Source organism: Duganella sp. BJB476 (assembly GCF_003416895.1).
GTDB lineage: Bacteria > Pseudomonadota > Gammaproteobacteria > Burkholderiales > Burkholderiaceae_D > Rugamonas.
This window is the reverse complement of record NZ_QVIO01000008.1, coordinates 235960-258362: the sequence shown is the minus strand read 5'-3', so window position 1 is coordinate 258362 and position 22403 is coordinate 235960. Positions and strand designations below refer to the sequence as shown.

Annotated in this window: 18 protein-coding genes; 5 read left to right on the top strand and 13 right to left on the bottom strand. The window is 66.6% G+C overall.

Annotation, left to right across the window (positions count from 1 at the left end):
- Window positions 1–44: 44 nt before the first annotated feature.
- Window positions 45–1352, bottom strand: a complete 1308-nt coding sequence (locus D0T21_RS26945; protein WP_116992625.1) for an MFS transporter — start codon at window positions 1350–1352, stop codon at window positions 45–47.
- A gap of 239 nt (window positions 1353–1591) precedes the next feature.
- Between D0T21_RS26945 and D0T21_RS26940 the strand changes: the two genes are divergently transcribed.
- The 4 genes from D0T21_RS26940 (at window position 1592) to D0T21_RS26925 (ending at window position 7154) form a co-directional block, all read left to right on the top strand.
- Window positions 1592–2224 carry a GIN domain-containing protein gene (locus tag D0T21_RS26940; RefSeq protein WP_116992626.1) on the top strand — a complete coding sequence of 211 codons (633 nt, stop codon included), beginning with the start codon at window positions 1592–1594 and terminating at the stop codon, window positions 2222–2224.
- A 92-nt stretch (window positions 2225–2316) separates the two neighbouring features.
- On the top strand, window positions 2317–4608 hold the full coding sequence (locus tag D0T21_RS26935) for a bifunctional diguanylate cyclase/phosphodiesterase (protein ID WP_116992627.1): 2292 nt from the start codon (window positions 2317–2319) through the stop codon (window positions 4606–4608).
- Window positions 4609–4634: 26 nt separating this feature from the next.
- Window positions 4635–6134 (top strand): methyl-accepting chemotaxis protein, encoded by a 1500-nt coding sequence (locus D0T21_RS26930; protein ID WP_116992628.1) that lies wholly within the window; start codon window positions 4635–4637, stop codon window positions 6132–6134.
- A gap of 18 nt (window positions 6135–6152) precedes the next feature.
- A complete protein-coding gene (locus tag D0T21_RS26925; protein WP_116992629.1) occupies window positions 6153–7154 on the top strand; it encodes an alpha/beta fold hydrolase in 1002 nt (333 codons plus the stop codon).
- Here the strand turns inward: D0T21_RS26925 and D0T21_RS26920 are convergent.
- Window positions 7138–8019 (bottom strand): head GIN domain-containing protein, encoded by an 882-nt coding sequence (locus D0T21_RS26920; protein ID WP_116992820.1) that lies wholly within the window; start codon window positions 8017–8019, stop codon window positions 7138–7140. The two genes, D0T21_RS26925 and D0T21_RS26920, sit on opposite strands and share 17 nt — an antisense overlap.
- Before the next feature lie 174 nt (window positions 8020–8193).
- Between D0T21_RS26920 and D0T21_RS26915 the strand changes: the two genes are divergently transcribed.
- Window positions 8194–8556 carry a nucleotide pyrophosphohydrolase gene (locus D0T21_RS26915; RefSeq protein WP_116992630.1) on the top strand — a complete coding sequence of 121 codons (363 nt, stop codon included), beginning with the start codon at window positions 8194–8196 and terminating at the stop codon, window positions 8554–8556.
- A gap of 4 nt (window positions 8557–8560) precedes the next feature.
- On the opposite strand, the gene D0T21_RS26910 is transcribed toward D0T21_RS26915, so the two are convergent.
- The 11 genes from D0T21_RS26910 to D0T21_RS26860 form a co-directional block, all read right to left on the bottom strand.
- A complete protein-coding gene (locus D0T21_RS26910) occupies window positions 8561–9226 on the bottom strand; it encodes a PQQ-binding-like beta-propeller repeat protein (RefSeq protein WP_116992631.1) in 666 nt (221 codons plus the stop codon).
- A gap of 49 nt (window positions 9227–9275) precedes the next feature.
- Window positions 9276–10508: a helix-turn-helix domain-containing protein gene (locus D0T21_RS26905; RefSeq protein ID WP_116992632.1), complete on the bottom strand. Its 1233-nt coding sequence runs from the start codon at window positions 10506–10508 to the stop codon at window positions 9276–9278.
- Between the two features lie 116 nt (window positions 10509–10624).
- Window positions 10625–11521: an alpha/beta hydrolase gene (locus D0T21_RS26900; protein ID WP_116992633.1), complete on the bottom strand. Its 897-nt coding sequence runs from the start codon at window positions 11519–11521 to the stop codon at window positions 10625–10627.
- A gap of 137 nt (window positions 11522–11658) precedes the next feature.
- On the bottom strand, window positions 11659–14097 hold the full coding sequence (locus D0T21_RS26895; RefSeq protein WP_116992634.1) for a TonB-dependent siderophore receptor: 2439 nt from the start codon (window positions 14095–14097) through the stop codon (window positions 11659–11661).
- A 45-nt stretch (window positions 14098–14142) separates the two neighbouring features.
- Complete coding sequence (locus D0T21_RS26890; RefSeq protein WP_116992635.1) at window positions 14143–14658, bottom strand: RidA family protein; 516 nt, start codon at window positions 14656–14658, stop codon at window positions 14143–14145.
- Between the two features lie 11 nt (window positions 14659–14669).
- On the bottom strand, window positions 14670–15083 hold the full coding sequence (locus tag D0T21_RS26885; protein WP_116992636.1) for a cytochrome c: 414 nt from the start codon (window positions 15081–15083) through the stop codon (window positions 14670–14672).
- Window positions 15080–16687, bottom strand: a complete 1608-nt coding sequence (locus tag D0T21_RS26880) for a flavin monoamine oxidase family protein (protein ID WP_116992637.1) — start codon at window positions 16685–16687, stop codon at window positions 15080–15082. Before D0T21_RS26880 ends, D0T21_RS26885 begins: the two co-directional genes overlap by 4 nt.
- A gap of 280 nt (window positions 16688–16967) precedes the next feature.
- Window positions 16968–18881, bottom strand: coding sequence for a Mu transposase C-terminal domain-containing protein (locus tag D0T21_RS26875; protein ID WP_116992638.1), 1914 nt, complete (start codon window positions 18879–18881; stop codon window positions 16968–16970).
- A 281-nt stretch (window positions 18882–19162) separates the two neighbouring features.
- On the bottom strand, window positions 19163–21403 hold the full coding sequence (locus D0T21_RS26870; protein ID WP_116992639.1) for a DEAD/DEAH box helicase: 2241 nt from the start codon (window positions 21401–21403) through the stop codon (window positions 19163–19165).
- Window positions 21404–21629: 226 nt separating this feature from the next.
- A complete protein-coding gene (locus tag D0T21_RS26865; protein WP_116992640.1) occupies window positions 21630–21875 on the bottom strand; it encodes a hypothetical protein in 246 nt (81 codons plus the stop codon).
- 48 nt (window positions 21876–21923) lie between these two features.
- Entirely contained in the window at window positions 21924–22220 is a 297-nt protein-coding gene (locus D0T21_RS26860) for a hypothetical protein (RefSeq protein ID WP_116994559.1), read from the bottom strand.
- Window positions 22221–22403: the final 183 nt, after the last annotated feature.

The window sequence follows — 22403 nt, the reverse complement described above, 5'->3', positions numbered from 1 at the left end:
GACGGTCAAGACCGTCGCAATGCCACATGGCGTTTTCATTTGTGCTAGACCGTCGCGCCGGCCGAGTGCTGTTGCTGCCGCGCCTGGCGGCGATACAGGATCAACGTCGCACACAAACCGCAGACGGCGGCAAACGTCATCCACCAGCCCGGCGCGCTCTTGTCGCCGGTGTATTCGATCAGCCCGGTCGCGATGGCCGGCGTGAAGCCGCCGAACACCGCCGTCGCCAGGCTGTAGGCCAGCGAAAAGCCCACCGTCCGCACTTCGACCGGCATCACCTCGGTCAGCGCCACCACCATCGCACCGTTGTAGCTGGCGTACAGGAAGGACAGCCACAACTCCACCCCCAGCATGCGGCCGAAGCTCGGCGACTGCACCAGCCAGTGCAGCGCCGGATACGCGGTGCAGATCGCCAGCACGGTAAAGCAGATCAACAACGGACGGCGGCCGACGCGGTCCGACAGCGAACCCATCACCGGCAGCCAGAAGAAGTTGGAGACGCCGACGAACAAGGTCACCATCAGCGCATCGGTGGTGGACAGGTGCAGCACAGTCTTGCCGAAGGTCGGCGTGTAGACCGTGATCAGGTAGAACGACACGGTGGTCATCGCCACCAGCATCATGCCGGAGATCACCAGCGCCCAGTTGTTGAGCATGGAGCGGAAGATTTCCTTCAGTTCCGGGCGGTGCTTGCGCGCCTTGAATTCCTCGGTCTCCTGCAGCGAACGGCGGATCACGAACAGCACCGGCACGATCAGGCAGCCGACAAAGAAGGGAATGCGCCAGCCCCAGGCGCCCACTTCGGCCGGCGTCAGCCACTGGTTCAGGCCGTAGCCCAGCGCGGCGGCGGCCACCACCGCCACCTGCTGGCTGGCCGACTGCCAGCTCACATAAAAGCCCTTGCGGCCCGGCGTCGCCATCTCCGAGAGGTAGACCGACACCCCGCCCAGCTCGACGCCGGCCGAGAAGCCTTGCAGCAGCCGGCCGGTCAGCACCAGCGCCGGCGCCAGGTAGCCGATCGCGGCATAGCCCGGCACGCAGGCGATCAGCAAGGTGCCTAGCGCCATCAGCGCCAGGGTGACGATCAGGCCCTGGCGGCGGCCGACGCGGTCGACATAGGCGCCCAGGATGATGGCGCCGAGCGGACGCATCAGGAAACCGGCGCCGAAGGTCATGAAGGTCATCATCAGCGAGGCGACTTCATCGTCGCTGGGGAAGAAGGCCTTGGCGATGGCGTTGGCGTAAAAGCCGAACAGGAAGAAGTCGAACATCTCCATGAAGTTGCCGCTGACGACGCGGAACACCGTGCTGAAGTGCGACTGCTGGCCTTGGGGGGAAGTTGAGGAAGTCATGAGTGTCTCGCTGTGTTGACTTTGTTGATACAGGTCGGATCGGGTCCGCCGGGCTTTTGGCGATCATACGCCGGTTTTCTTTCATTTCGCCTTCAATGGCGCCCCCTTGCCGACCATTGAACGTAGCCATAATGCAACACATCCCCGGATTTCGACCGTTTATCGCAAAGTTGTCGGCAGCGGCGGCCAGCTTAAGTAAAATTCATCCTGTTCAAATTAACAACTCACCGAGGAATTCCATGCGCCGTACCGCTGCTGCCGTCCTGATCCCCGCCCTGTTCGCCCTGAGCGCCGCCGCGTCGGCCGCCGAATCGACCCGCCCGCTGGCGTCCTTCGTCGCCATCAACGCCAAGGGCGCCTTCGCCATGACGGTGGAAGTGGGCAAGGCCCAGTCGGTGGTGGTCAGCGGCGACGATCAGTTCGTCGGCTCGCTCAAGACCGAGGTGGTGGGCAATGAACTGCTGATCACCATGCCGGACAAGAGCTTCAAGTCCAGCAAGAACGAGCCGCGCATCACCATCACGGTGCCGTCGCTGAGCCGGGTCAAGGTCGAAGGCGCGGGCGAAACCATCCTCAACAAGGTCAACACCGACCGCCTCGACATCGGCTACCTGGGCGCCGGCCACCTGGTGGCCAACGGCAAGGTCAAGTACCTGCGGGTCAACGCCAAGGGCGTCGGCGAACTCGATACCAAGTCGCTAGTCGCCGAGCGGGTGGACGTCAATTTCGAAGGCGTGGGCCATGTCAGCGTGCACGCCACCGAGCTGCTCAACGCGGTCGCCAAGGGCATGGGCGAACTGGACTACTACGGCCATCCGAAGACCGTCAACAAGTCGGTGGCCGGCATCGGCAGCGTCAACGCCCGGGACTGACTTCAGCAAGTAACTTGCCCTACTGACACGCCGGGAGATTGCGGGTACTATCGACGATAGGGAACCGCAAACGCACCTCGGAGGCTGTCACGGTGGCTGTGCCGAACGACATCGCGCACTGGCGCGCGCAAATCTTTGCGAAGCTGCTGCTGGTCGTGTTCGCGCTGGGCACGGCCACGGCCATCCCCAGCATCCTGCTGGCGGCCAGCGAAGGCATGTGGTCCATCGTCGTCATCGACATCGTCGCCCTGCTGTGGCTGGCCGGCATCTGGCGCCTGCGCCGCCTGCCCTACACCCTGCGCGTGGTCAACTTCCTGATGGTCGCCTTCGTGGTCGGCATCGGCCTGCTGCTCAAGGTCGGGCCGGTCAGCCAGATCTACCTGATGGCCATCCCGGTGCTGGCGGCGCTGCTGCTGGGCCTGAAGCCGGCGCTGTGGACCCTGGGCGTGGCCGGGCTGGCCGTGATGGTGGTCGGCTTCGAGCAGAATTCCCAGCTGCACATCGAAGGCATGCCGGACTATGGCTTCCTCAAGGCCGCCATCATCACGCTCAACTTCATGTTCATGACGGCGGTGCTGACGCTGTCCTGCGCCGTGCTGCTGCAACACCTGGCGCGCTCCTTCAACGAACTGCAAGACCACCAGCTGGAACTGTCGGCGCTGAACGCCGAGCTGCGCCTGACCTCGGCCGCGGTGTCGCGCCTGAACGACATGGTGCTGATCGCCCAGGTCGACCCGGACGGCGCCGGCGGCGAGGCGGGCCAGCACATCATCTTCGTCAACGAAGCCTTCGAGCGCCGCACCGGCTACCGGCGCGGCGAAGTGCTGGGCCGCAGCCTGCGCCTGCTGCAAGGGCCGGACACCGAGGCGGCGGTGCTGGAGCATATCGAACGGGCCATGGCGCGCAGCGAGGCGGTGCGCGCCGAGCTGCTGAACTACACCAAGGACGGCGAACCGTACTGGGTGGAGACCGAGCTGGTGCCGTTCGCCGACGAGGGCGGCGTCAACACGCACTGGGTGGCGGTCGAGCGCGACATCACCGAGCGCAAGAAGTCGCAGGACGATATCCACCGCCTGGCCTTCTTCGACGTGCTGACCGGCCTGCCCAACCGCCGCCTGCTGATGGACCGCATCGACAAGCTGCTGGCCAGCTCCGAGCGCGGCGCCACCTACAGCGCCGTGATGTTCATCGACCTCGACCGCTTCAAGACCATCAACGACGCGCGCGGCCACGCCATCGGCGACGCCCTGCTGCGCAACGCCGCCGGCCGCCTGTCGCAGCTGATGCGCAAGGCCGACACCGTGGCCCGCATCGGCGGCGACGAATTCGTGGTGCTGTTGGGCCACCTGGCGCACGAGCTGCACAGCGCCACCCTCGCCGCCTCCACCGTGGCGGAAAAGATCCGCGCCGCCATCGGCCAGGATTTCGAGATCGAGGGCCAAACCTACAACTCCACCGCCAGCATCGGCGTGACCATGCTGCCGCAGGGTGGCCAGAGCGCGCAGGACCTGCTGCGCGAGGCCGACACCGCGATGTACCGCGCCAAGGCCGAGGGCCGCAACGGCATCGCCTTCTATGAGACGGCGATGCAGGCCGAGGTCGAGCGGCGCCTGAGCATGGAGCGCGACCTGGCCGCCGCGCTGGCCGCCGGCAGCCTGCAGATGCACGTCCAGGCCCAGGTCGACCGCAGCGGCCGCGCGGTCGGCGGCGAGCTGCTGATGCGCTGGCCGCTGGCCGACGGCGCGATGGTGCCGCCGGCGGTGTTCATCCCGGTGGCCGAGGAATCGGGGCTGATCGTCGAGCTGGGCGCGTGGGCGCTGCGCCAGGCCTGCGAGGCGGTGCTGCAGCTGCAGCGCGCCGGGCTGGCCATGCCGCTGTCGGTCAACGTCAGCCCGACCCAGTTCCGCCAGGCCGATTTCGTCGAAGTGGTGCAGCGCACGCTGGCCGACACCGGCGCCCCGGCCGCCATGCTGGTGCTGGAGGTGACCGAAGGCCTGTTGATCGACAAGATGGACCAGACCATAGACCGCATGCACCAGCTGGCGGCGCTGGGGCTGCGCTTTTCGATCGACGATTTCGGCACCGGCTATTCCAGCCTGGCCTACCTGAAAAAAATGCCGTTGTATGAACTGAAGATAGACCGCAGCTTCATCATGGACACGCCGGAAGACGCCAGCAGCCGCGCGCTGGTGCAGTCCATCCTGGCGATGGCCGGCCACCTGGGGCTGCGGGTGGTGGCCGAAGGCGTGGAGACGCAGGCGCAGGCCGATTTCCTGGTGGCCCACGCCTGCAACTGCATGCAGGGCTATCTGTACGCGCGGCCGATGCCGCTGGCGGCGCTGATCGAACGATTGCAGGGAAAAACGGCAGTGGCTGCCGCATAAGCCACTAATCATTGGGGGAGCACATAATGAAACTAAGCGTAGTGCAGAAAATGATCGTGCTGGCCGGGTCCGCGCTGGCCGGCATCGCGCTGCTGGCCGGCGTCAGCCAGTACCAGATGGGCGACGTCTACGAGGCAGCCAACTACTCAACCATCAACACGGTGCCCAGCCTGGTCACGCTGGACCGGCTGCGCGACAGCTTCCTGCGCATGCGCATCCGCATCAACCAGCACGTGCTCAACGACGATCCCAAGAAGATCGAAGAAATCGACGCCCAGATCACGGAAATGCGCAAGGGTGTCGACGACAATCTGAAAAAATACGAGAAGCTGCTCAGCGACGACAAGGACAAGGCCATCCTGACGCGCGAGCGCGACTCGTGGGCCAAGGTGCAGCCGCAGATCGAGGCGGTGCTGGTCGAATCGCGCCAGAACCACGACGACAAGGCGCGCGTGCTGCTGGAGAAGGCCCGCCCCGAGATCCAGGTGATGCAAGCGGCGATCGAAAACCATTTCGACTACAACGTCGAGCTGGGCCAGCAAGGCGCGGAGGCGGCCACGGTGCTCAAGCAAAAGGCCATGCGCACTTCCATCATCATCTCGGTCTGCACGCTGGTGGTGGTGGCGCTGATCAGCGCCTTCATCACGCGCGTGCTGCTGCGCCAGCTGGGCGGCGAGCCGGATTACGCCGCCGAAGTGGTCAACCGCGTGGCCGCCGGCGACCTGACCCTGCAGGTGCGCATCAAGCCGGGCGACACCACCAGCCTGCTGGCGGCGATGAACACCATGGTCAACAACCTGTCGCGGGTGGTGAGCGAGGTCAATGACGGCGCCGAGGCGCTGGCCAGCGCTTCGGAAGAAGTCAGCGCCACCGCGCAATCGCTGTCGCAGGGCGCCAGCGAGCAGGCGGCGGCGGCCGAGGAATCCAGCGCCGCCATCGAGCAGATGTCGGCCTCGATCGCGCAAAACACCGAGAACGCCAAGGTCACCGACGGCATGGCCGGCAAGGCCGCGCAGGAAGCGGGCGAAGGCGGCGAGGCGGTGCGCTCGACGGTGGTGGCGATGCGCGAGATCGCGAAAAAAATCGGCATCATCGACGACATCGCCTACCAGACCAATCTGCTGGCGCTGAACGCGGCGATCGAGGCGGCGCGTGCCGGCGAACATGGCAAGGGCTTCGCGGTGGTGGCGGCCGAGGTGCGCAAGCTGGCCGAACGCAGCCAGGTGGCGGCGCAGGAGATCGAACAGGTCGCCAGCGGCAGCGTCAGCCTGGCCGAGAAGGCCGGCGCCCTGCTCGACACCATGCTGCCCAACATCAAACGCACCTCCGACCTGGTGCAGGAGATCACGGCGGCGTCGGAGGAGCAGACCACGGGCGCGGGCCAGATCAACTCGGCCATGAGCCAGTTGAGCCAGACCACGCAGATGAACGCCTCCAGCTCCGAGCAGCTGGCCGCCACCGCCGAGGAGATGAGCGGCCAGGCCGAGCAGCTCCAGAGTTCCATGTCCTTCTTCAAAGTGCGTTAAAGGGAGAACCACACAACGATGCATATCATTTATACCGTTATCCTCATGCTGGCGGCGCTGGCCGCCGCGGTGCTGCTGTTCGAACGGGCGGCGCCGCTGACGGCGGCCCGCCTCGGCATGGCGCTGGAGCGCAAGCGCGCGGGCCTGCGGCGGCGCGACGGCGCCCTGCCCGGTTTCAGCATGCCCTACCTGGAAGGAGGCAGCGGCGAGATCCTGGTGCTGGTGCACGGCTTCGCCGGCGACAAGGACAACTTCACCCGCATCGCCCGTTTCCTGACGCCGCGCTACCGCGTCCTCATCCCCGACCTGCCCGGCTTCGGCGAGGCCGGGCGCGCGCCGCAGGCCGGCTACGCCATCACCGACCAGGTCGAACGGCTGCGCGTCTTCCTCGACCGCCATGCGCCGGGGCGGATTCATTTGGGTGGCAATTCGATGGGCGGCTATATCGCCGCGCAGTTCGCGGCCTGCCATCCCGAGCGGGTGGCCAGCGTGTGGCTGCTGGATGCGGCAGGAACTGCGGCGGCGCAAAGTTCGGCCGTGCTGGAGGAGTATCGCGACAGTGGCGCCATGCCGCTGCTGGTGCCGACGGAGCGCGACTTCGCGCGGTTGCTGGCGTATTCCGCGCACCGCAAATTCTTCCTGCCGTATTCGGTGCGCACCGCGCTGGCGCGGCGCGCGGCGGCCGACTACGTGCTGCACACGGAGATCATGCGCCAGGTGGTGGCGTCGCCGCTGCTGGAGCAGCAGTACCACGGGCTGCGCACGCCGGCCTTGATCGTCTGGGGAGAGCAGGACCGCATCCTGCATCCGTCCGGCGCGGCCACGCTGGCCGCGCTGTTCGGCGAGCACCGCGTGATTCTGATGCCGGGCATCGGCCACCTGCCGATGCTGGAGGCGCCGCGCCGCAGCGCCAGGGACTACTTCGAGTTCCGCCGTCGGCTGGCGCAGGCGGCGGCGGAGCACGACGACGGCGAACGCGAAACCGCGGACGCCGACGAGATGCTTACTGCATCACGCTAACGCGCTTGCCGCTGATGCTGCGCTGCGCCGGGTTGCCGTACACGGTGACGTGGCCGGAACCGGTGGCGTCGGCCACCAGCGACTGGCTGACGCCGGCCGAGATGCTGCCCGAGCCGTAGGACACCAGTTCCGCGGTCTGGCTGGTCAGGCCGGCCAGGTCGGCGCTGCCTGAACCGTACAGGCGCACATTCATGCTGCGCACGGTGCCGCTGGCGTTGACGCCGCCCGAACCCTTGACGTCCAGGTTGAGCGAGTCGCCGTTCAGGCGGCCCAGGTCCAGGCGGCCGGAGCTGGTCAGGCTGGCGACGGTGGAGCCGCTTTGCAGGCCGGTGGCGCTGACGCTGCCCGAACCGCCGATGCGCACATCGAAGCGGCTGACGCTGCCCGACAGCTGGATCTGGCGCGAACCCTTCTGGCTCAGGCTCAGTGGACCGCCGTTCAAGCCGCTGACCGTCAGGCGCCCGGAGCCGCTGGCGTCGATCTGGCGCAGCTGCGGCGTGGTGTAGATCACGCGCAGCGGGTTGGCGCTCTGGATGTTACCGTCGATCCAGACGCGCAGCATGCCGCCGCTGGAGTCGGTGCGCAGCATTGGCAGCAGGTTGCTGTCGCCTTCCACTTGCAGCGAGGTGGCGTCGCCGACCCGCACTTCGACCTGCATCGGGCCGTTGATGTCGATGCCGTCGCTGCTGGCCGCGTCGCGGCGTTCGGTGGCCTGCTGGCCGTTGCCCTGCACTGCCGAACTGCCGAAGGCGGAGCTGTAACGCACACCGCCGTTGCCGCTGCCGTCGTCCGGAACGACGATGACGGCGCAGCCGGCGAGGGTGGCGAAGGCGGTGATGACGGCGATGGAGATGGCAGTGCGCATGATGGGGATGTCCCTGAAGTTATAGTGACGCCACTGTAGCGCCATCGCCGGCGCGCCGTCCGCGCCGTGCGACGAACGGCAGAAAACGGGGGACAGGCCGCCCAAAGCCGGTACTCAGGCCCGGCGCCGGCGGTGCTATCATGACGCCATCCACCAGCCCTGCCACCGCCGACTATGACCTCCGCCCCCGCCGACAGCCTGATCGCCCTGCGCGACCTGACCCGCCAATTCTCCGCCGAACGCGATTGGCAGCAGTTCCACACGCCGAAGAACCTGGCGATGGCGCTGACGGTGGAAGCGGCCGAACTGGCCGAACATTTCCAGTGGCTGCAGACCGGCGCCGACGCCGAGCTGGATGACGCCCGCCGCACCGGCATCCGCCACGAGCTGGCCGACGTGCTGCTCTACCTGGTGCAGCTGGCCGACAAGAGCGGCGTCGACCTGCACGCCGCCGCGCTGGAGAAGATGGCGCTCAACGCCGCCAAGTATCCGGCCGAGCAGGTGCGCGGCGACGCCCGCAAGTACAACCAGTACTAAGCCCTCACTTCGGCCGGCGCACCGCGCGCACCTTGCCGCTGCCGCCACCGCCGCAGTAAAACAGCCCCGCGCCGTCCGATTCCAGGCCGCTGACGCCGACGCCGGCCGGCATCTCCAGCCGTTCCAGCACCTCGCCGCTGGACGGGTCGACGCGGCGGATGTCGCTGTCATCGCCTTCCCACGTCCCGTGCCACAACTCGCCGTCCACCCACGTCACGCCGGTGACGAAGCGGTTGGAAGCTATGCTGCGCAGGACCTTGCCGGTGGCCGGGTCGACCTGGTGGATCTTGCGGTCGCGGTATTCGCCTACCCACAGACTGCCCTCGGCCCAGGTCAGGCCGGAATCGTAGCCGTCGCCCGGCGCCGGGATCGAGGCCAGCACCTTGCCGGTGGCCGGATCGAGCTTGTCGATGCGCCGTTCGGCGATCTGGTACAGATAGGTGCCGTCGAAGGCGGTGCCGGCATCGGCGGCGACATCGAGCGTGCGGGTGGTGGCGCCGCTGGCCGGGTCGAAGGCGATCAGCTGGGCGCCGGTGGCGGCCCAGACGCGCTGGCCGTCGTGCGTGACGCCGTGGATGCGTTCGGCGCCGTCGAAGGGGCCGTACTCGCGCACGATCTCGGCCGGGCGCGCCTTGGCTTGAAGCTGGGATGGTCTGGTGTTCGCGTTCATTGCTGCCTCCTGGTGGTTGGTGCGCCGCGATCGGCGCCGCAAGAGAACTTTATGCCAACGGCAGCGCCGCAGGGAGTAACAAGATTGTCGTGAATTGTGCCATGGAGCCCGACAGCGGCGGCGCCAGCCAGCGCCGCGTGCGCGCCTGGCCGATCGGCCGCGCGCGGCCGGCCGCTTCCAGCTCGGCCAGCGCGCGCTGCACGGTGCGCTGGCTGGCGTCCATGGCCAGCGCCAGCGCCGAGGTCGACCAGGCCGCGCCGTCGGCCAGCAAGGCCTGCAGCGCGCCCTGCTCGCCGTCGATGGGCGGCGCCAGCACCGCCACCTCGCCCGCGCCCAGCGGCTTGAGCGCGAAGCCGGACGCGGTGGCCTCGATGCTCGCCTGGGCCTTGACCAGCGCGCGCAGGCGGCCGATCTCGACCCGCAGGCGGGCGCGGTGGGTGTCGTCGGGGTCGCGGGTGTTGAAAGCGGAGGCGATCAGGGCTTCGCGGGCGATGTCGCCGGGCCAGGCTTCGGCCAGCGCGCGCGCCAGCGCGAACAGCACCGGCCGCCGCGCCAGCGAGCGCCATTCCGCGCCCGTGCCCATGCCCCGGCGGCAGGCGTCGACCACCAGTGTGTCGGAGGCCAGCAGCGCGGCCACCTGGTCCAGGCGCAGCATCTGTTCGGCGCCGGCGGCCAGGCGGCGGGCGGCCGGCCTTCCGAAGGCGTTGCGCGCCTCCGCCACCTCGGCCAGCAAGGCCGGGATGCCGGCGCGCGCGGCGGCCGCCTGCGCGCGCTCCAACGCCGTGCGGGCCGGGGCGATGCGCAGGGAGCGCAGCGCCAGTTCCGCCGCCGCCAGTTCCGCCACCGCCTCCAGTGCCGGCGGCAGGCCGCGCGCGTCGAGCAGCGCCAGTGCGGCTCCGGCTTCTTCCAGGCGGCCCAGCAACAGCAGGCGGCGCACCGCGATCAGGCGCGCGTGCAGCGCGTTGGCGCGGTCGGCGTGGGCTTCCAGCGTGGCCAGCGCCGAGGTCAGTGCGCGCGGCGAGCCGGCGAAATCGCGCACCGCCAACGCCACCTCGGCCTCGGCGATCACGCAGCGGGCGCGCGACAATTCTTCATGGGAGCCGAAGCCGCGCGCGGCGCGCCGCAGCAGTTCGCGGGCGCGCCCGTGCTCGCCCAGTTGGGCCATGGCGATGCCGCGCAGGGCCATGGCCGGCGGATCGTCGCGCAGGGCGACGCGTTTGAGGGCGCCGAGCGCGTCACCGGCTGCGAGGGCGCGCGCGGAGGCGGCGATCAGGGAGTCCATGGTGATAGCATACACCGGCGCGCGTCGGCGTCCGTGGCGCGCCGCGGACGGTGCAGAGCCGGCGACGCGGCGCCAGTGGCGCAGCGGCTCAGCGACTCAGCGTTGATGGTGCGGCGTCAGCGGCCCAGCGCCTTGCGGATCTGCGCCGAGACGATGGTCCACGACGGCGACGTGGCCGCCACTTCGTCGTAATGGCTGCCACCCGGCAGCACGATCACTTCGGCGTGGTCGCCGGCCGCCTGGGCGCGGCGCGCATAGTCGTGGCCCGCGCGCAGCGGCGAGACGGTGTCGAACTCGCCGTGGATCAGCACCGTGCGCACGCCGGACGGCAGCAGCTCGGCCGGCGAGGTGTCCGAGAAAATGTCCGGCCGCGTGGCGCTGGCGGCACCGGCCAGCTGCACCATGTCGCGCTCGCAGCTGGTCTTGATCAGTTGCTGCTCGTTGCGCAGGTCGGCCAGGCCGCCCAGGCTGATGACGGTGGGGACCGGCAGCGGATCGGCCACGTACAGCGGGCTGCTGCGCGGCAGGCGCGCGCGCGAGGCCGCCCACTGCGCCAGATGGCCGCCGGCCGAATGCCCGACCAGCACGATGCGCGACAAGTCCAGCCGCCGCTGCGGCGCCAGCGCGCGCAAATGGTCGACCGCCGTGGCGACGTCGTGGTACATGCCGGGATAGCCGCCACCCGCCTCGTCGAAGCGGCGGTACTCGATATTCCAGACCGCGATGCCCTGCCGCTGCAGGTCGCCGGCCATATTGTGCATCTGTGTAATGCCGCCAAACTCCTTGGTCCAGCAGCCGCCGTGGACGATCACCGCGACCGGGAACGGGCCGTCGCCGGCCGGCTGGAACAGCTCCGCGAACTGCGACGGCGCCGCACCGTAGGCCACGTGCAGCGTCGGCGCGGGACCGCTCAGCGCCAGATAGTCCTGCAAAGTCATGGGCGCCGCACCAGCGCCGCCCACATTGCCCGCGATGGCCGCCGCCAGCAAAGTCCTGCCCATAGGTTTAAACATGCATGTGCTCCGATTGACGATAGCGCCATGCTACACATAAAAAAAACGGGGTCAAGTCTGTCAATCGGACACGGGCTCCGCCGTAGTGGCCGCTACGGCGGAGCCCGTGTCCGAATGTCAGACTTGACCCCGGGGGTTTAGAACTTGTAGTTCGCGCGGGCGTAGTAGTAGCCGCCGTTGATGCCGATCGGCGAGAACGATGGCAGCACCGTCACCGCCGCGTTGTCGCCGGCCGCGCGCTGGTCGGCCAGCAGCGCCGGGTTCACGCCGTTCGGATACTTGTTGAACAGGTTGTTGGCGCCCACCGCCACCGACCATGCGGGACTGAGCTTGTAGCCCACTTCCAGGTCGGTGATCGCCTTGGCCGAGATTTCGGTCAGGTGATACACCGAACCGTCCTCGCTGCCGTACTCCGACGATTTGCCATACAGCGCTTCACGCAGGTTGATGGTCCAGGCGCCGATCTTCCACAACGCGCCCAGGTTGATGCGCATCTTCGGCGAGGCGGTTTCCAGGTCGGAGATCGCGGTCTGGTCGAGCAGCGTTTGCGGCAGCAGCTGGGCCGGCGCCTGGTTGATCTTGGTGACTTCCACCTTGTTGTAGTTGGCCGCCACAGTCCAATCCACCTTGCCCGCCGTGCCGTAGCTCTCGTTGAGCGTGGCGACGAATTCCAGACCGCGGCTGCGGGTGTCGACCGCGTTGGAGAAGATGTTGATGCCGGTCTGGCTGACGGTGCTGTCGAGCACATTGCCGTTGGCCTTGATCGCCGCCACCACCGCCGGCGAGTTCACCGATCCGCCCGAGCCATACAGGGCGCCGGAACCGACGATGCGGTCGCGGATCTTGATCTGGTAGGCGTCCAGCGTGATGGCCAGGTTGGCGGCCGGGTTCAGCACCAGGCCCAGGCTGAAGTTGGTCGAACGCTCAGGCTTCAGGCCATCGACGCCCACCAGCTTGGCGCCGGCCGAATTCGGCGCCAGCTGTACGAAGGCGGAAGTCGGGCTGACGTTGGTGGCCGAATAGTATTCCTCGGCCAGCGTCGGCGCGCGGAAGCCGTTGCTGAAGGTGCCGCGCACGCCGACCAGCGGCGAGACGTCGTAGCGGGCCGTGAACTTGCCGACCTTGGCGTTGCCGAAGTCGGAGAAGTGTTCGTAGCGGGCCGCCAGGTCCAGCGTCAGGTCGGTGACCGGGTTGCCGGCCAGGTCGATGTAGGCCGCTTCGTTGGTGCGGCGGTGGCTGCCGGCGTCGGTCAGCGAGAAGCCCGGATAGGACTGCGAACCTTCCTTGTAGCGCGAGGCGGCGTCGCCCGCTTCGATCTCGTACTTGTCGATGCGGTGCTCCAGGCCTGCCGCCACGTTCAGCGGCTTGGCCCAGCCGACCGCGAACTCGCGGCTCGCTTCCAGCGATGTGGTCAGTTGGCTGGCGATGAAGGAACCGGCATGGAACACTGTGGGCGTGGTGCCGGTGTCGTTGAACAGCGAGACGTTGCCCGAATCGGCTACGCCGATCTTGCTGGTGTCCTTGCCGTAGGTGGAGCTCAGGTCCAGGTTCCAGCCAGCCACCACGCCCTTGATGCCGCCGGTCAGCGCGTAGTCGTCCTGCTTCATGGTCTCCTTCGGCGAGAAGCCGGTCGGATAGACCTTCGGCAGGCGGCTCGGCAGACGGTAGTTCTCGTAGGCGCGCGCTTCCTTGTGGCCCCAGGTGGCGATGGCGTACAGCTGGCTGTCCGGCGCGAAGTCGTAGCCGAAGTTGGCCGCCAGGACGTTCAGGTGGTATTGCGCGTCGCCCGAGATGTGGTTGACGTGCGGGTAGCCGGCCTGTTGGAACATGCCGGGATAGGCCGCCATGTTGGCGGCGGTGATCACGCGCGGGTCGATGCCGCCACGGTCGCTGTAGCCGTGGTACTTGGATTCGGCGGTCAGGCTCAGGTAGGCGTCCTTGAAGGGTTCGACGCCGACGTTGGCCGAGGCGTCGCCGGTGCGGCCGCCGCCGTCGGAATAGCCGCCGCCGGTGGCGCTGGCGGTACCGCCATGGTTGTTCGATTTGAGGATGATGTTGATCACGCCGGCGATGGCGTCGGAGCCGTATTGGGCGGCGGCGCCGTCCTGCAGCACTTCGATGTGGTCGATCGCGGATACCGGGATGTAGTTCAGGTCAGCCGCGGCGCCGCCCTGGTATGGCCCGCCCAACACGGCCAGGTTGGCGGTGCCGTGGCGGCGTTTGCCGTTGATCAGCACCAGTGTGTTGTTCGGGCTCAGGCCGCGCAGGCGGGCCGACAGCGTCAGGTTGGCGGTGTCGCCGCCGAAGGCTTGCGCGGTGAACGACGGCAGGTTCTGCGCCAGCGCCTGGATCAGATCCGGCTGGCCGGTGCGCTGCAACGAGGCCGAGTCCAGCACCTGGATCGGCGAGGCGCTGTTCTCCACCTTGATGCCGCTGGAGCGGGTGCCGGTGACGATCACCGCGCTGACGGTGGCCTCGTCGGCCGCCGCCGCTGCTGCGTCGGCGGCGTAGACGGAACCCATCGACAGGGTGGACAACACGGCGGCGACGCCGGTCTTGAGTATGGCCTTATGCATAGTGAATCCCCATTTGAATAAAAGAAAAGTAAGACCTGATGCGTATTATTTTTTTGCGGCGACGACTTCGATTTCCACCAGCCAGCCCGGATTGCTCAGGGCCGCCACCTGCACCACGGCGCGCGCCGGCAGCTTGGTCTGCGCGCCGCCGAAGTGCTGGGTGTAAGCTTCCATGAAGCCCTTGGTGTCGGCCTTGCCGCCCTTGGCCGGATCGCCGACCAGGTAGACGGTCATCTTGACCACGTCGGTCATGTCGAGCTTCATGCCCTCCAGGACTTCCTTGATCTTCTTCAGCACTGATTCGGACTGGGTTTTAGTGTCGCCAAAGGCGGCCAACGAATCCGGCGCGGCGCTGGCGTCGGCGATGGCGGGCACCTGGCCACTGACGAAGTGGATGGTGGCGGTGGACGGCACCGTGACCGCCAGCGCGATCGGGAAATCCGAGCCGGGGATCTTGTGGCGGACGATATCGGTGGCGGCGGCCTTGGGCGCCGCATCAGCGGCAACCGGCATGAGTGCCAGTGCGGCCGGAATCAACAGTGTGGCGAGTGCTTTGTTCATGCGTTCTTCTTTCAGTGTTTGTTGGACATCTGGCCGTTACTAAAATGGTCGACTTGCAGCACATCGCGCAGCGCCAGCACTTCCGGCTCGCTCAGCGGCGCCGCCTGGTTGCCCCAGTTGCTGCGCACGAAACTGAGAATGGTGGCGATCTCCTGGTCGCTCAGGCTGTCGCTGAAATCAGGCATGCCGCCGCGCCCTTTCAGCAGCACGGCGGCGACATCCACACCCTTCCCCTGCACGAACTTGTTCCCCGCCAGCGCCGGGAAGGCGCCCGGTATGCCCTTGCCGGTGGCCTGATGACAGGCCGCGCAGTTCTTCATGAACAGCGCCTTGCCATCCATCTCTTGCGCGCGCGACGGCGCCGTGGCGCCGGCGGCCAGCACGGCGATGATCGCCATCGCCGCCTTGATCAATACCTCTTTCATGCGCTGGCCCTTTCATGGATCTTGGCGATCTGCTGCCACGCCGATTCGATGGCGCCGGCCTGCCAGCCGGTCAGGTAGCTCAGGTGCTCTCCGGCCAGCAGCACGCGGCCCTCGCCCTCCACCAGGATTGGATAAGCGGCGGCGCGGGTCTTGTCGGTCCACTCGGCCCAGCCGCCCAGGTTGTACTGCACGCGGTGCCAGGCAACCGAGAACGCGGTCTCGAAATTCTCCGTGTACTGCGGGAAGATCTTCTGCCCGGCCTCCAGCGCGAAGGCGGCGCGCTCCTTCGGCGACAGCGCGCTGGTCTCGATCGCGGCCGTCTGGTACTGGTAATAACCGAGCAGCACGCCCTTCTTCTTTTGCCAGCCGTAGGACGGCATCGAGATGGTGTTGATGCCTTTGAGGTCGGTGAGCACATGGCCGCCGTACAGGTGCTCGTCCTCTTCCCAGAAGCGGCGCTTCATCTGCAGGCCGATCTTGCCGACCGGCGCGTAGGCCACCGTGGCGACGGCCTTCTTGAACTTGTCCGAGAAGTCGGTATCGATCTGGCGCAGCACCGACAGCGGCATCGCCACCAGGCAGTAGTCGGCGGCGATGCTGTCGCTTTTGCCGGTGCCGGTATCCTTGTAGGTGACGGTGACGCCCTTGTCGTTCTGGCGGATGGTCTGCACTTCCGCGCGGTAGCGGATGTTCTTGCCGACGCGTTTTTCAAACGCCTTGGCGATGGCGTCCATGCCGCCGACCGGCTGGAACATGGTGTTCTGCATCGGGAAGTCCTGCACCGCGCTGTAGACGTTGCCCAGCTTGGAGGCCAGCAGGTCCTTGAAGCCCAGCGGGTCGGACGGCGTGCCCGCTCCCGGCGCGATGCCGGCGCCGGGATTGACGGTGTAGCCTCGGCCGCTGCGGCCCTTGTATTGCAGGTCGGCGCCGGCCAGCTGGCCTTCGTGCGCCAGGTAGTCCAGCAGCAGGCGCTGGTCGTCGGCCGTCAGTTCGGCGTCCAGCTGTTTGCTCTTGACCGACTTGGCCAGCAGCTCGGAGACGTGGCCGCGCATGTCGGCCTTGATCTCGGCCACCCGCATGCGCTTGCCGGCGTAAGGGCCGGCGTTTTCCGAGTAGACGAAGGAGTGGTCGTTATCGTTGACCATGACTTCCAGCGGCACTTCGAATAGCCGCGTGTAGTGCAGCGTCGACTGGTGGTGCAGCGGGATGCGCCACGGGCCGTGGTTGATGTACTGGCCGTCGTCGAATTCGCAAGTCTGCTTGTCGCCGCCAAGCTCGGTCAGGCTGAAGCCCTTGCGCGCGGTCTGGCAGCGGCCGCCGGCGAACGAGCGCGCTTCGAGGATCTGGCAGTGGTAGCCCAGCTTCTCCAGCTCGTAGGCGGCGGTCATGCCGGCCAGGCCGGCGCCCAATATCAGCACCTTCTTGCCTTTGCCGCTGCCGCTCAGCGCCGGCGGTGCGGAGGCGGTCGAGCCTATGCCCATGCCCCAGGCGTTCATGGTGTTCAACAGCAGGCCAGTGCCGCCGACCGCCGCCGCCCGATACAGGAAATCCCTTCGCGTCAATGCACTAAACGATTTAAACGATTTGACTGTTTTACTATTCATCGATTCCCTCTCGTGACTTGCGTATGCATAGTCCTCATCTAGCAATCGCCGTGCCACAATGCCAAGCAAAATAAACATGCTTCGTCGTTGAAGCGGTCCTTATGGAATAAGGCGATACGCCATCCGGCAAAGCACTTCCGGCGACAGACTTTATTTGCGGATTATTCGGCGCGTATGGCAGGTAAAAACGGCGCGCCGCACCAGCGGGAGGCGTGCACCGGAATGGCGAGAAGTGGCATGCACGGCGCTGGACAGCGCCGTCTGCTATCGACTTTGGAAATCAGTTAGCGTAGCTGGCGTAAGCGTGCGTAGTGCTACGTAGGGGTGCTGCGGAGACGGTGGGGATGGGGTGTGGCAGGTAAGCGATTTCCGCCGCCGCGAGGTGGCGCTGCGCGCTGCCGCTGTCGGCCATGTGGCAGACGTGGAATTGCATGGGCGCGCTGACGTCCAACAAATAAATCATGTCCATGTCGGCCGGGTCGTAGGCGACGCGCACCTGCCATTGTCCGCGCAGGCGCGCGCGCTCGAGCCAGCGCTCGTTGATAGCGCGTGCGCAGGTGTAGACGCTGTCGAACAGCACGATGCCGTCGGCGGTGACGGTGGCCGTGGTGGCCGGCATCAGGCTGCAGCGCAGCAGCTGTTCGGGATAGGTCTTCAGGCTGCCGCCGCGCTGGGCCACGCCCCACTCCCACAGTTCGCGCGGCGTGGCATGGCCGTGGTTGGGCAACTGGCGGCTGTTGTTGTGGTAGAGGATGGCGTCGATGACGATGCGGGTGAACTGGTCCAGATCGAGCACGCCGTCCAGCCGGCAGGCCGTGCCGGCGTCGCCCGGCGCCAGCAGCCGGAAGCGTTTTTCCAGCACGGCCTTCCATTCGTCCGGGCCCTCGTCGGCGTCGGTGCAGCGCAGGTTGAAGTTGTTGAGCAGTGTTTCGCACTGGGCGCCACCGCTCAGGGCTGCATTGGTGGCCAGGGTTTCCGGCAGGTGGCGGCAGGGCCACTGCCCCGCCTCGATGGCGCGGCCGTACTGCTGGCTGTAGCGCTGCTTGTCGGCGCCGCAGTTGGCCAGGGCCAGCATGGCGTGCTGCCAGCTGGGTGCGCCCAGGCCGATGTAGACGCCCGTCACCATGCGGCTGAAAGCATCGACCGCCACGTACACCAGCGGCCGGCCGATGGCCTGCTGGCGGTCCGCGCGCGAGACCAGTTGCACTTCGGCGCGTACCACGTCCAAGTGGAAGCCGGCGCCGGGCCGGCCGGACAGCGCTGCGGCATCGATGGCCTGCTGGCGGGCATCGTCGCCGCGGCCAGTGCCGGTGCCGGTGCCGACGCTGTTGCCGGTGCCGGTGCCCGTGCCAGCGCCCACGGCGCCGTGGCCGGCGGCCTGCGAGCCACGCGCTGCGGCGGCGGCACTGCGGCGCGCCACTTCCGGCGGCCGGTCATCATCGTGATCGAGCCAGTAGTTGAACTGGCCGAAGGTCGGCAGCGCGGCTGCCTGCGCGCCCTGCGTCGCCAGCACGCGGCCGCTGTCGGCGTCGATGCGGCGCTCGCAGAAGAAGTCGGTCAGCATCTGCTGGTAGGCGCCCAGCCGCGAGAACTTGGCGTGGCCGGCCGCGTAGTGCGCGATGGCGACCCGGAAGGTGCGGCGGATTTCCTCGTCGGCGTTCATGCCGGGACCGTCGTCGGCGCCGTTCTTGCGCGGCCTTCCGCGCTTGACGCCGGCCGAGGCCTGGCGCACCTTGCCGCGCCCACCGGAGTTGCAGTAGTCGGGCAGCAGCGCGTTGGGCGTCTGGCCGCGCTGCCAGTAGCGGCGCAGGTAGCGGTAGATGGTGGGATGCGATACGCCGTGCGTGGCGGTGGCCTGCGCGATCAGCTGGCCGCGCTGTCGCGCTTCGTAGATGCCCGGCTCCAGCGCCACCAGCGCTTCGACGATCTGCCACGCGCGGGCGCGCAGCTGCAGGTGCTTGGGCGGCAGCAGCTCCTGGCTGACCACCATCAGGTAGGGATCGGCCGCCAGCACGCGTGCATGGCCGGCGCAGATGTCGGCGTGCAGCGCCGGCAGCGTCACCAGTTCGACGTCGGCCGACCGCGCCGCGACGTCGAACACGTAGGCGTGGCTTTGCTCGGGGGCGATCCACAGCACGCGGACGGTGCGCGGAGACGGGTGCGTGTAGTGCAGCAGGTCATTCCGCAGCAGCATCGGCGCCTCGTATGCGGGAGTGTAGAAACAATACGGTCATTCCGTGCTCCTTGCTCAACGACTTGTCGGTTTATCCCATCCTCAATGCAATAAGCGGGCCAGATGGCGGCCGGCGCGCCCGCCCCTATGAAAACGATACCAATCGGGCGTTTCCGGCACACCGCGCCCGGCGTGGTTTTGGTGCGCCGGGCGCACCGTGCGCGTGCAGGCGGCCCATATGAAAACAGGGCCTTGCGGCCCTGTGGTGTGAAACGATCTACAAGCGATCTATAACTTAGCGATCAATACTTCTTCTTGAACGCGCCCTTGGCGCCCGGCGCCGGCTTTTTAGGCGGCGTCGATTTGCCGGACTCCGGCGGCATGCGCTCGGCGTGGCTGATCTTCAGCTGTGCGCCGCCGACCCACACTTTGCCCAGGTGCTTGAACAGTTCCGGCGGCATCCCGTCCGGCAGCTCCAGCATGCTGTAGGTATCGAAGATCTCGATGCGGCCGATATGCTTGGCTTCCAGGCCAGCCTCGTTGGCGATGGCGCCGACGATGTTGGACGGCGTGGCCGCATGGTTGCTGCCCACTTCGATGCGGAAAGCGCTCATTGGCAGAGTGACCTTGCCCGGCTTTTCCTTTTTCTTCTTCGGCGCGGCTTCCTCTTCCACTTCGGCCGATTCAACGCGTGCGGCCTTGGCCAGCGGTGAAGCCGTCGGTGCGGCCGGCGCGCGCGCCGGTACCGGACGGGCCGCAACCGGTGCAGGTGCTGGCGCCGGCGACGGTGCGCCCTCGCCGCCATCGCGGCTGATGCGCAGCTGCTGGCCGGCGACCTTGATGCTGGCCAAGTGATCAAGCACGTCGCCGGTCAGGTTGTCCGGCATATCGAGCACGCTATAGTCGTCGTAGATCTCGATGCGGCCGATGTTCTTGGAGTCGATGCCGCCTTCGTTGGCGATGGCGCCGACGATATTGCCCGGCTTGACGCCGTGCTGGTAGCCCACTTCGATGCGGAAGGTCTGCATGCCAGGATCGGCGGCGCGCACGATGCGTTCCTTTTTAGGGAAACGCTCGCTGCGGTCCGGACGTTCGCCGCGGTCGGCGCGTTCGAAACGGTCGCCGCGATCGCCGCGGTCATTGCGGTCGTTGCGCTCGAAGCCGACTTGACGGCCCGGACGTTCGTCCCAGGTGGCGGCAGCGACTTGCTGTTTTTTGTCCAGCAGCAGCGGCACGTCGCCGCGTGCCATCTTGGCCAGCGCGGCGGCGATCTCGATCGCCGGGATGTTCTGTTCGCGCTCGAAGTCCTCGATCAGCGACTGGAACTGTTCCAGCTCGCCCTGTGCCAGGGTTTCGCTGATCTGCGACTTGAACTTGGCGATGCGGACGTCGTTGACGGCCTGGATGGTCGGCAGCTCCAGCATGCCGATCGGCTGGCGGGTGGCGCGCTCGATCGATTTGAGCAGGTTCTTTTCACGCGGGGTGATGAACAGGATCGCCTCGCCGCTGCGGCCTGCGCGGCCGGTGCGGCCGATGCGGTGGGTATAGCTTTCCGGATCGTGCGGCACGTCGTAGTTGACCACGTGGCTGATGCGCTCCACGTCCAGGCCGCGCGCGGCGACGTCGGTCGCCACCAGGATGTCGATCTTGCCGTCCTTGAGCTGCTGGATGGTGCGCTCGCGCTGCGCCTGCTGGATGTCGCCGTTGATGGCGGCCGCCGAGAAGCCGCGTGCCTGCAGCTTCTGCGCCAGTTCCTCGGTACCGAGCTTGGTGCGCGAGAAGATGATCATGCCGTCGAAGTTCTCGGCTTCCAAGATGCGGGTCAGCGCGTCCAGCTTGTGCATGCCGGACACCAGCCAGTAGCGCTGGCGGATGTTTTCATTGGTGCCGGTCTTGGCGGCTACCGTGATTTCCTTCGGATTGCGCAGGTAGGTATTGGCGATGCGGCGGATGGCCGACGGCATGGTGGCCGAGAACAGCGCGGTCTGGCGCGTATCCGGGGTCTCCTGCAGGATGCGTTCGACGTCGTCGATGAAGCCCATGCGCAGCATTTCATCGGCTTCGTCCAGCACCAGCGTTTTCAGCTTGGACAGGTCGAGCGAACCCTTGTCCAGGTGATCGATGACGCGGCCCGGCGTGCCGACGACGACGTGCACGCCGCGGCGCAGCGCCGACAGCTGTGGGCCGTAGCTTTGGCCGCCGTAAATCGGCAGCACGTGGAAGCCGGGGATGTGCGCGGCGTAGGTCTGGAAGGCTTCGGCGACCTGGATCGCCAGTTCGCGGGTCGGCGCCAGCACCAGCGCCTGTGGCGTGGTCTGTTTGATATCGATGCGCGACAGGATAGGCAGCGCGAAGGCGGCGGTTTTACCCGTACCCGTTTGCGCCTGGCCCAGGACGTCTTGGTTGTCCAGCAGCGACGGGATGGTCGCGGCCTGGATAGGCGACGGCGACTCGTAGCCGACATCTTTCAGCGCTTGAATCAGGGGCGCGCTGAGGTTCAGGTCGGTAAAAAGGGTAATCGGGGATGTTGGGGTTTCAGACATGGCGTCACTCACAAGTATGTTCGAATCGCCTAATTGCGAAAGAAATTTGTGCGTAGTTTACTCTCTATCGACACTTTGAGCCGAAAAATGGACAAAAACCGCCATTTACAGGCAAAAGCGCGACATCAGCCGCCCAAAAAAAGGGACAGGCCTGAGCCTGTCCCTTTTTCTTGCGCCGCCCAGGCCAGAGGTCCGGGGCGGCACGTCCTGCGCTAGCGGATGCGACTTATTTGCTGGCGGCTGGAGCCGATGCTGCTGGTGCCGGGGTCGATGCTGCCGGTGCGCTGGCGGCTTTGACTGCCTTGGCCTTCTTGTGATGCACTTTCTTGGCCGGTGCGCTGGCCGCCGGTGCCGATGCGGCTGGAGCCGGGGTCGATGCGGCGACGGTTGCGGAAGCCGAAGCGGCTGGAGCTTGAGCGAATGCGGCGCCTGCGAACAGGGTGGCGATCAGGGTAGCGATTACTTTTTTCATGATGTGATTTCCTTAAAATGGTTTATATAGTTTATTTAATTACTTGGATTACTTGGCTGCTGCGACTTTGGTGTCGGCTTTGGCTTCTACTTTTGCTGCGGCGACTGGCGCTGCGACTTTGGATTCTTTGGCCTTGTGATGGACTTTGGTCTTCGCGGTCTTCACTTCAGCTTTCACTTCAGGCTTGGCTTCGGTTTTGACATCGGCGTTTTTGACTTCAGCCTTCGCTTCGGTTTTTACCACGGCTGGCTTGGCGGCTGGAGCGGTGGTGGTGGCGACTGGTGCTTGTGCGAATGCTGCGGTAGCGAACAAGCCGGCGATCAGGGAAGCGATAATTTTGGTCATGATGTATTTCCTTTTTCTGGGTTTCGGCATCGGGACTATCCCGTGTCGCATGAGTAAAAAACGGCGCAGCCACCCGTTCAGTTGACGCTCATTACAAGCTCTTACCGACTCTTACACTCGCTTACAACTCGCCCTGCGGCCGGCTGAAATGAAAAATGCCGCCCAGCGTGAACTGGGCGGCAT

Excerpts from the sequence above, each read along its gene's own strand:
- D0T21_RS26895 (WP_116992634.1), bottom strand. The coding sequence starts at position 14,097 with ATGCATAAGGCCATACTCAAGACCGGCGTCGCCGCCGTGTTGTCCACC.
- D0T21_RS26885 (WP_116992636.1), bottom strand. The coding sequence starts at position 15,083 with ATGAAAGAGGTATTGATCAAGGCGGCGATGGCGATCATCGCCGTGCTG.
- D0T21_RS26930 (WP_116992628.1), top strand. The coding sequence starts at position 4,635 with ATGAAACTAAGCGTAGTGCAGAAAATGATCGTGCTGGCCGGGTCCGCG.
- D0T21_RS26910 (WP_116992631.1), bottom strand. The coding sequence starts at position 9,226 with ATGAACGCGAACACCAGACCATCCCAGCTTCAAGCCAAGGCGCGCCCG.
- D0T21_RS26925 (WP_116992629.1), top strand. The coding sequence starts at position 6,153 with ATGCATATCATTTATACCGTTATCCTCATGCTGGCGGCGCTGGCCGCC.
- D0T21_RS26920 (WP_116992820.1), bottom strand. The coding sequence starts at position 8,019 with ATGCGCACTGCCATCTCCATCGCCGTCATCACCGCCTTCGCCACCCTC.
- D0T21_RS26940 (WP_116992626.1), top strand. The coding sequence starts at position 1,592 with ATGCGCCGTACCGCTGCTGCCGTCCTGATCCCCGCCCTGTTCGCCCTG.
- D0T21_RS26865 (WP_116992640.1), bottom strand. The coding sequence starts at position 21,875 with ATGAAAAAAGTAATCGCTACCCTGATCGCCACCCTGTTCGCAGGCGCC.
- D0T21_RS26905 (WP_116992632.1), bottom strand. The coding sequence starts at position 10,508 with ATGGACTCCCTGATCGCCGCCTCCGCGCGCGCCCTCGCAGCCGGTGAC.
- D0T21_RS26890 (WP_116992635.1), bottom strand. The coding sequence starts at position 14,658 with ATGAACAAAGCACTCGCCACACTGTTGATTCCGGCCGCACTGGCACTC.
- D0T21_RS26915 (WP_116992630.1), top strand. The coding sequence starts at position 8,194 with ATGACCTCCGCCCCCGCCGACAGCCTGATCGCCCTGCGCGACCTGACC.
- D0T21_RS26900 (WP_116992633.1), bottom strand. The coding sequence starts at position 11,521 with ATGTTTAAACCTATGGGCAGGACTTTGCTGGCGGCGGCCATCGCGGGC.
- D0T21_RS26880 (WP_116992637.1), bottom strand. The coding sequence starts at position 16,687 with ATGAATAGTAAAACAGTCAAATCGTTTAAATCGTTTAGTGCATTGACG.
- D0T21_RS26945 (WP_116992625.1), bottom strand. The coding sequence starts at position 1,352 with ATGACTTCCTCAACTTCCCCCCAAGGCCAGCAGTCGCACTTCAGCACG.
- D0T21_RS26860 (WP_116994559.1), bottom strand. The coding sequence starts at position 22,220 with ATGACCAAAATTATCGCTTCCCTGATCGCCGGCTTGTTCGCTACCGCA.
- D0T21_RS26870 (WP_116992639.1), bottom strand. The coding sequence starts at position 21,403 with ATGTCTGAAACCCCAACATCCCCGATTACCCTTTTTACCGACCTGAAC.
- D0T21_RS26875 (WP_116992638.1), bottom strand. The coding sequence starts at position 18,881 with ATGCTGCTGCGGAATGACCTGCTGCACTACACGCACCCGTCTCCGCGC.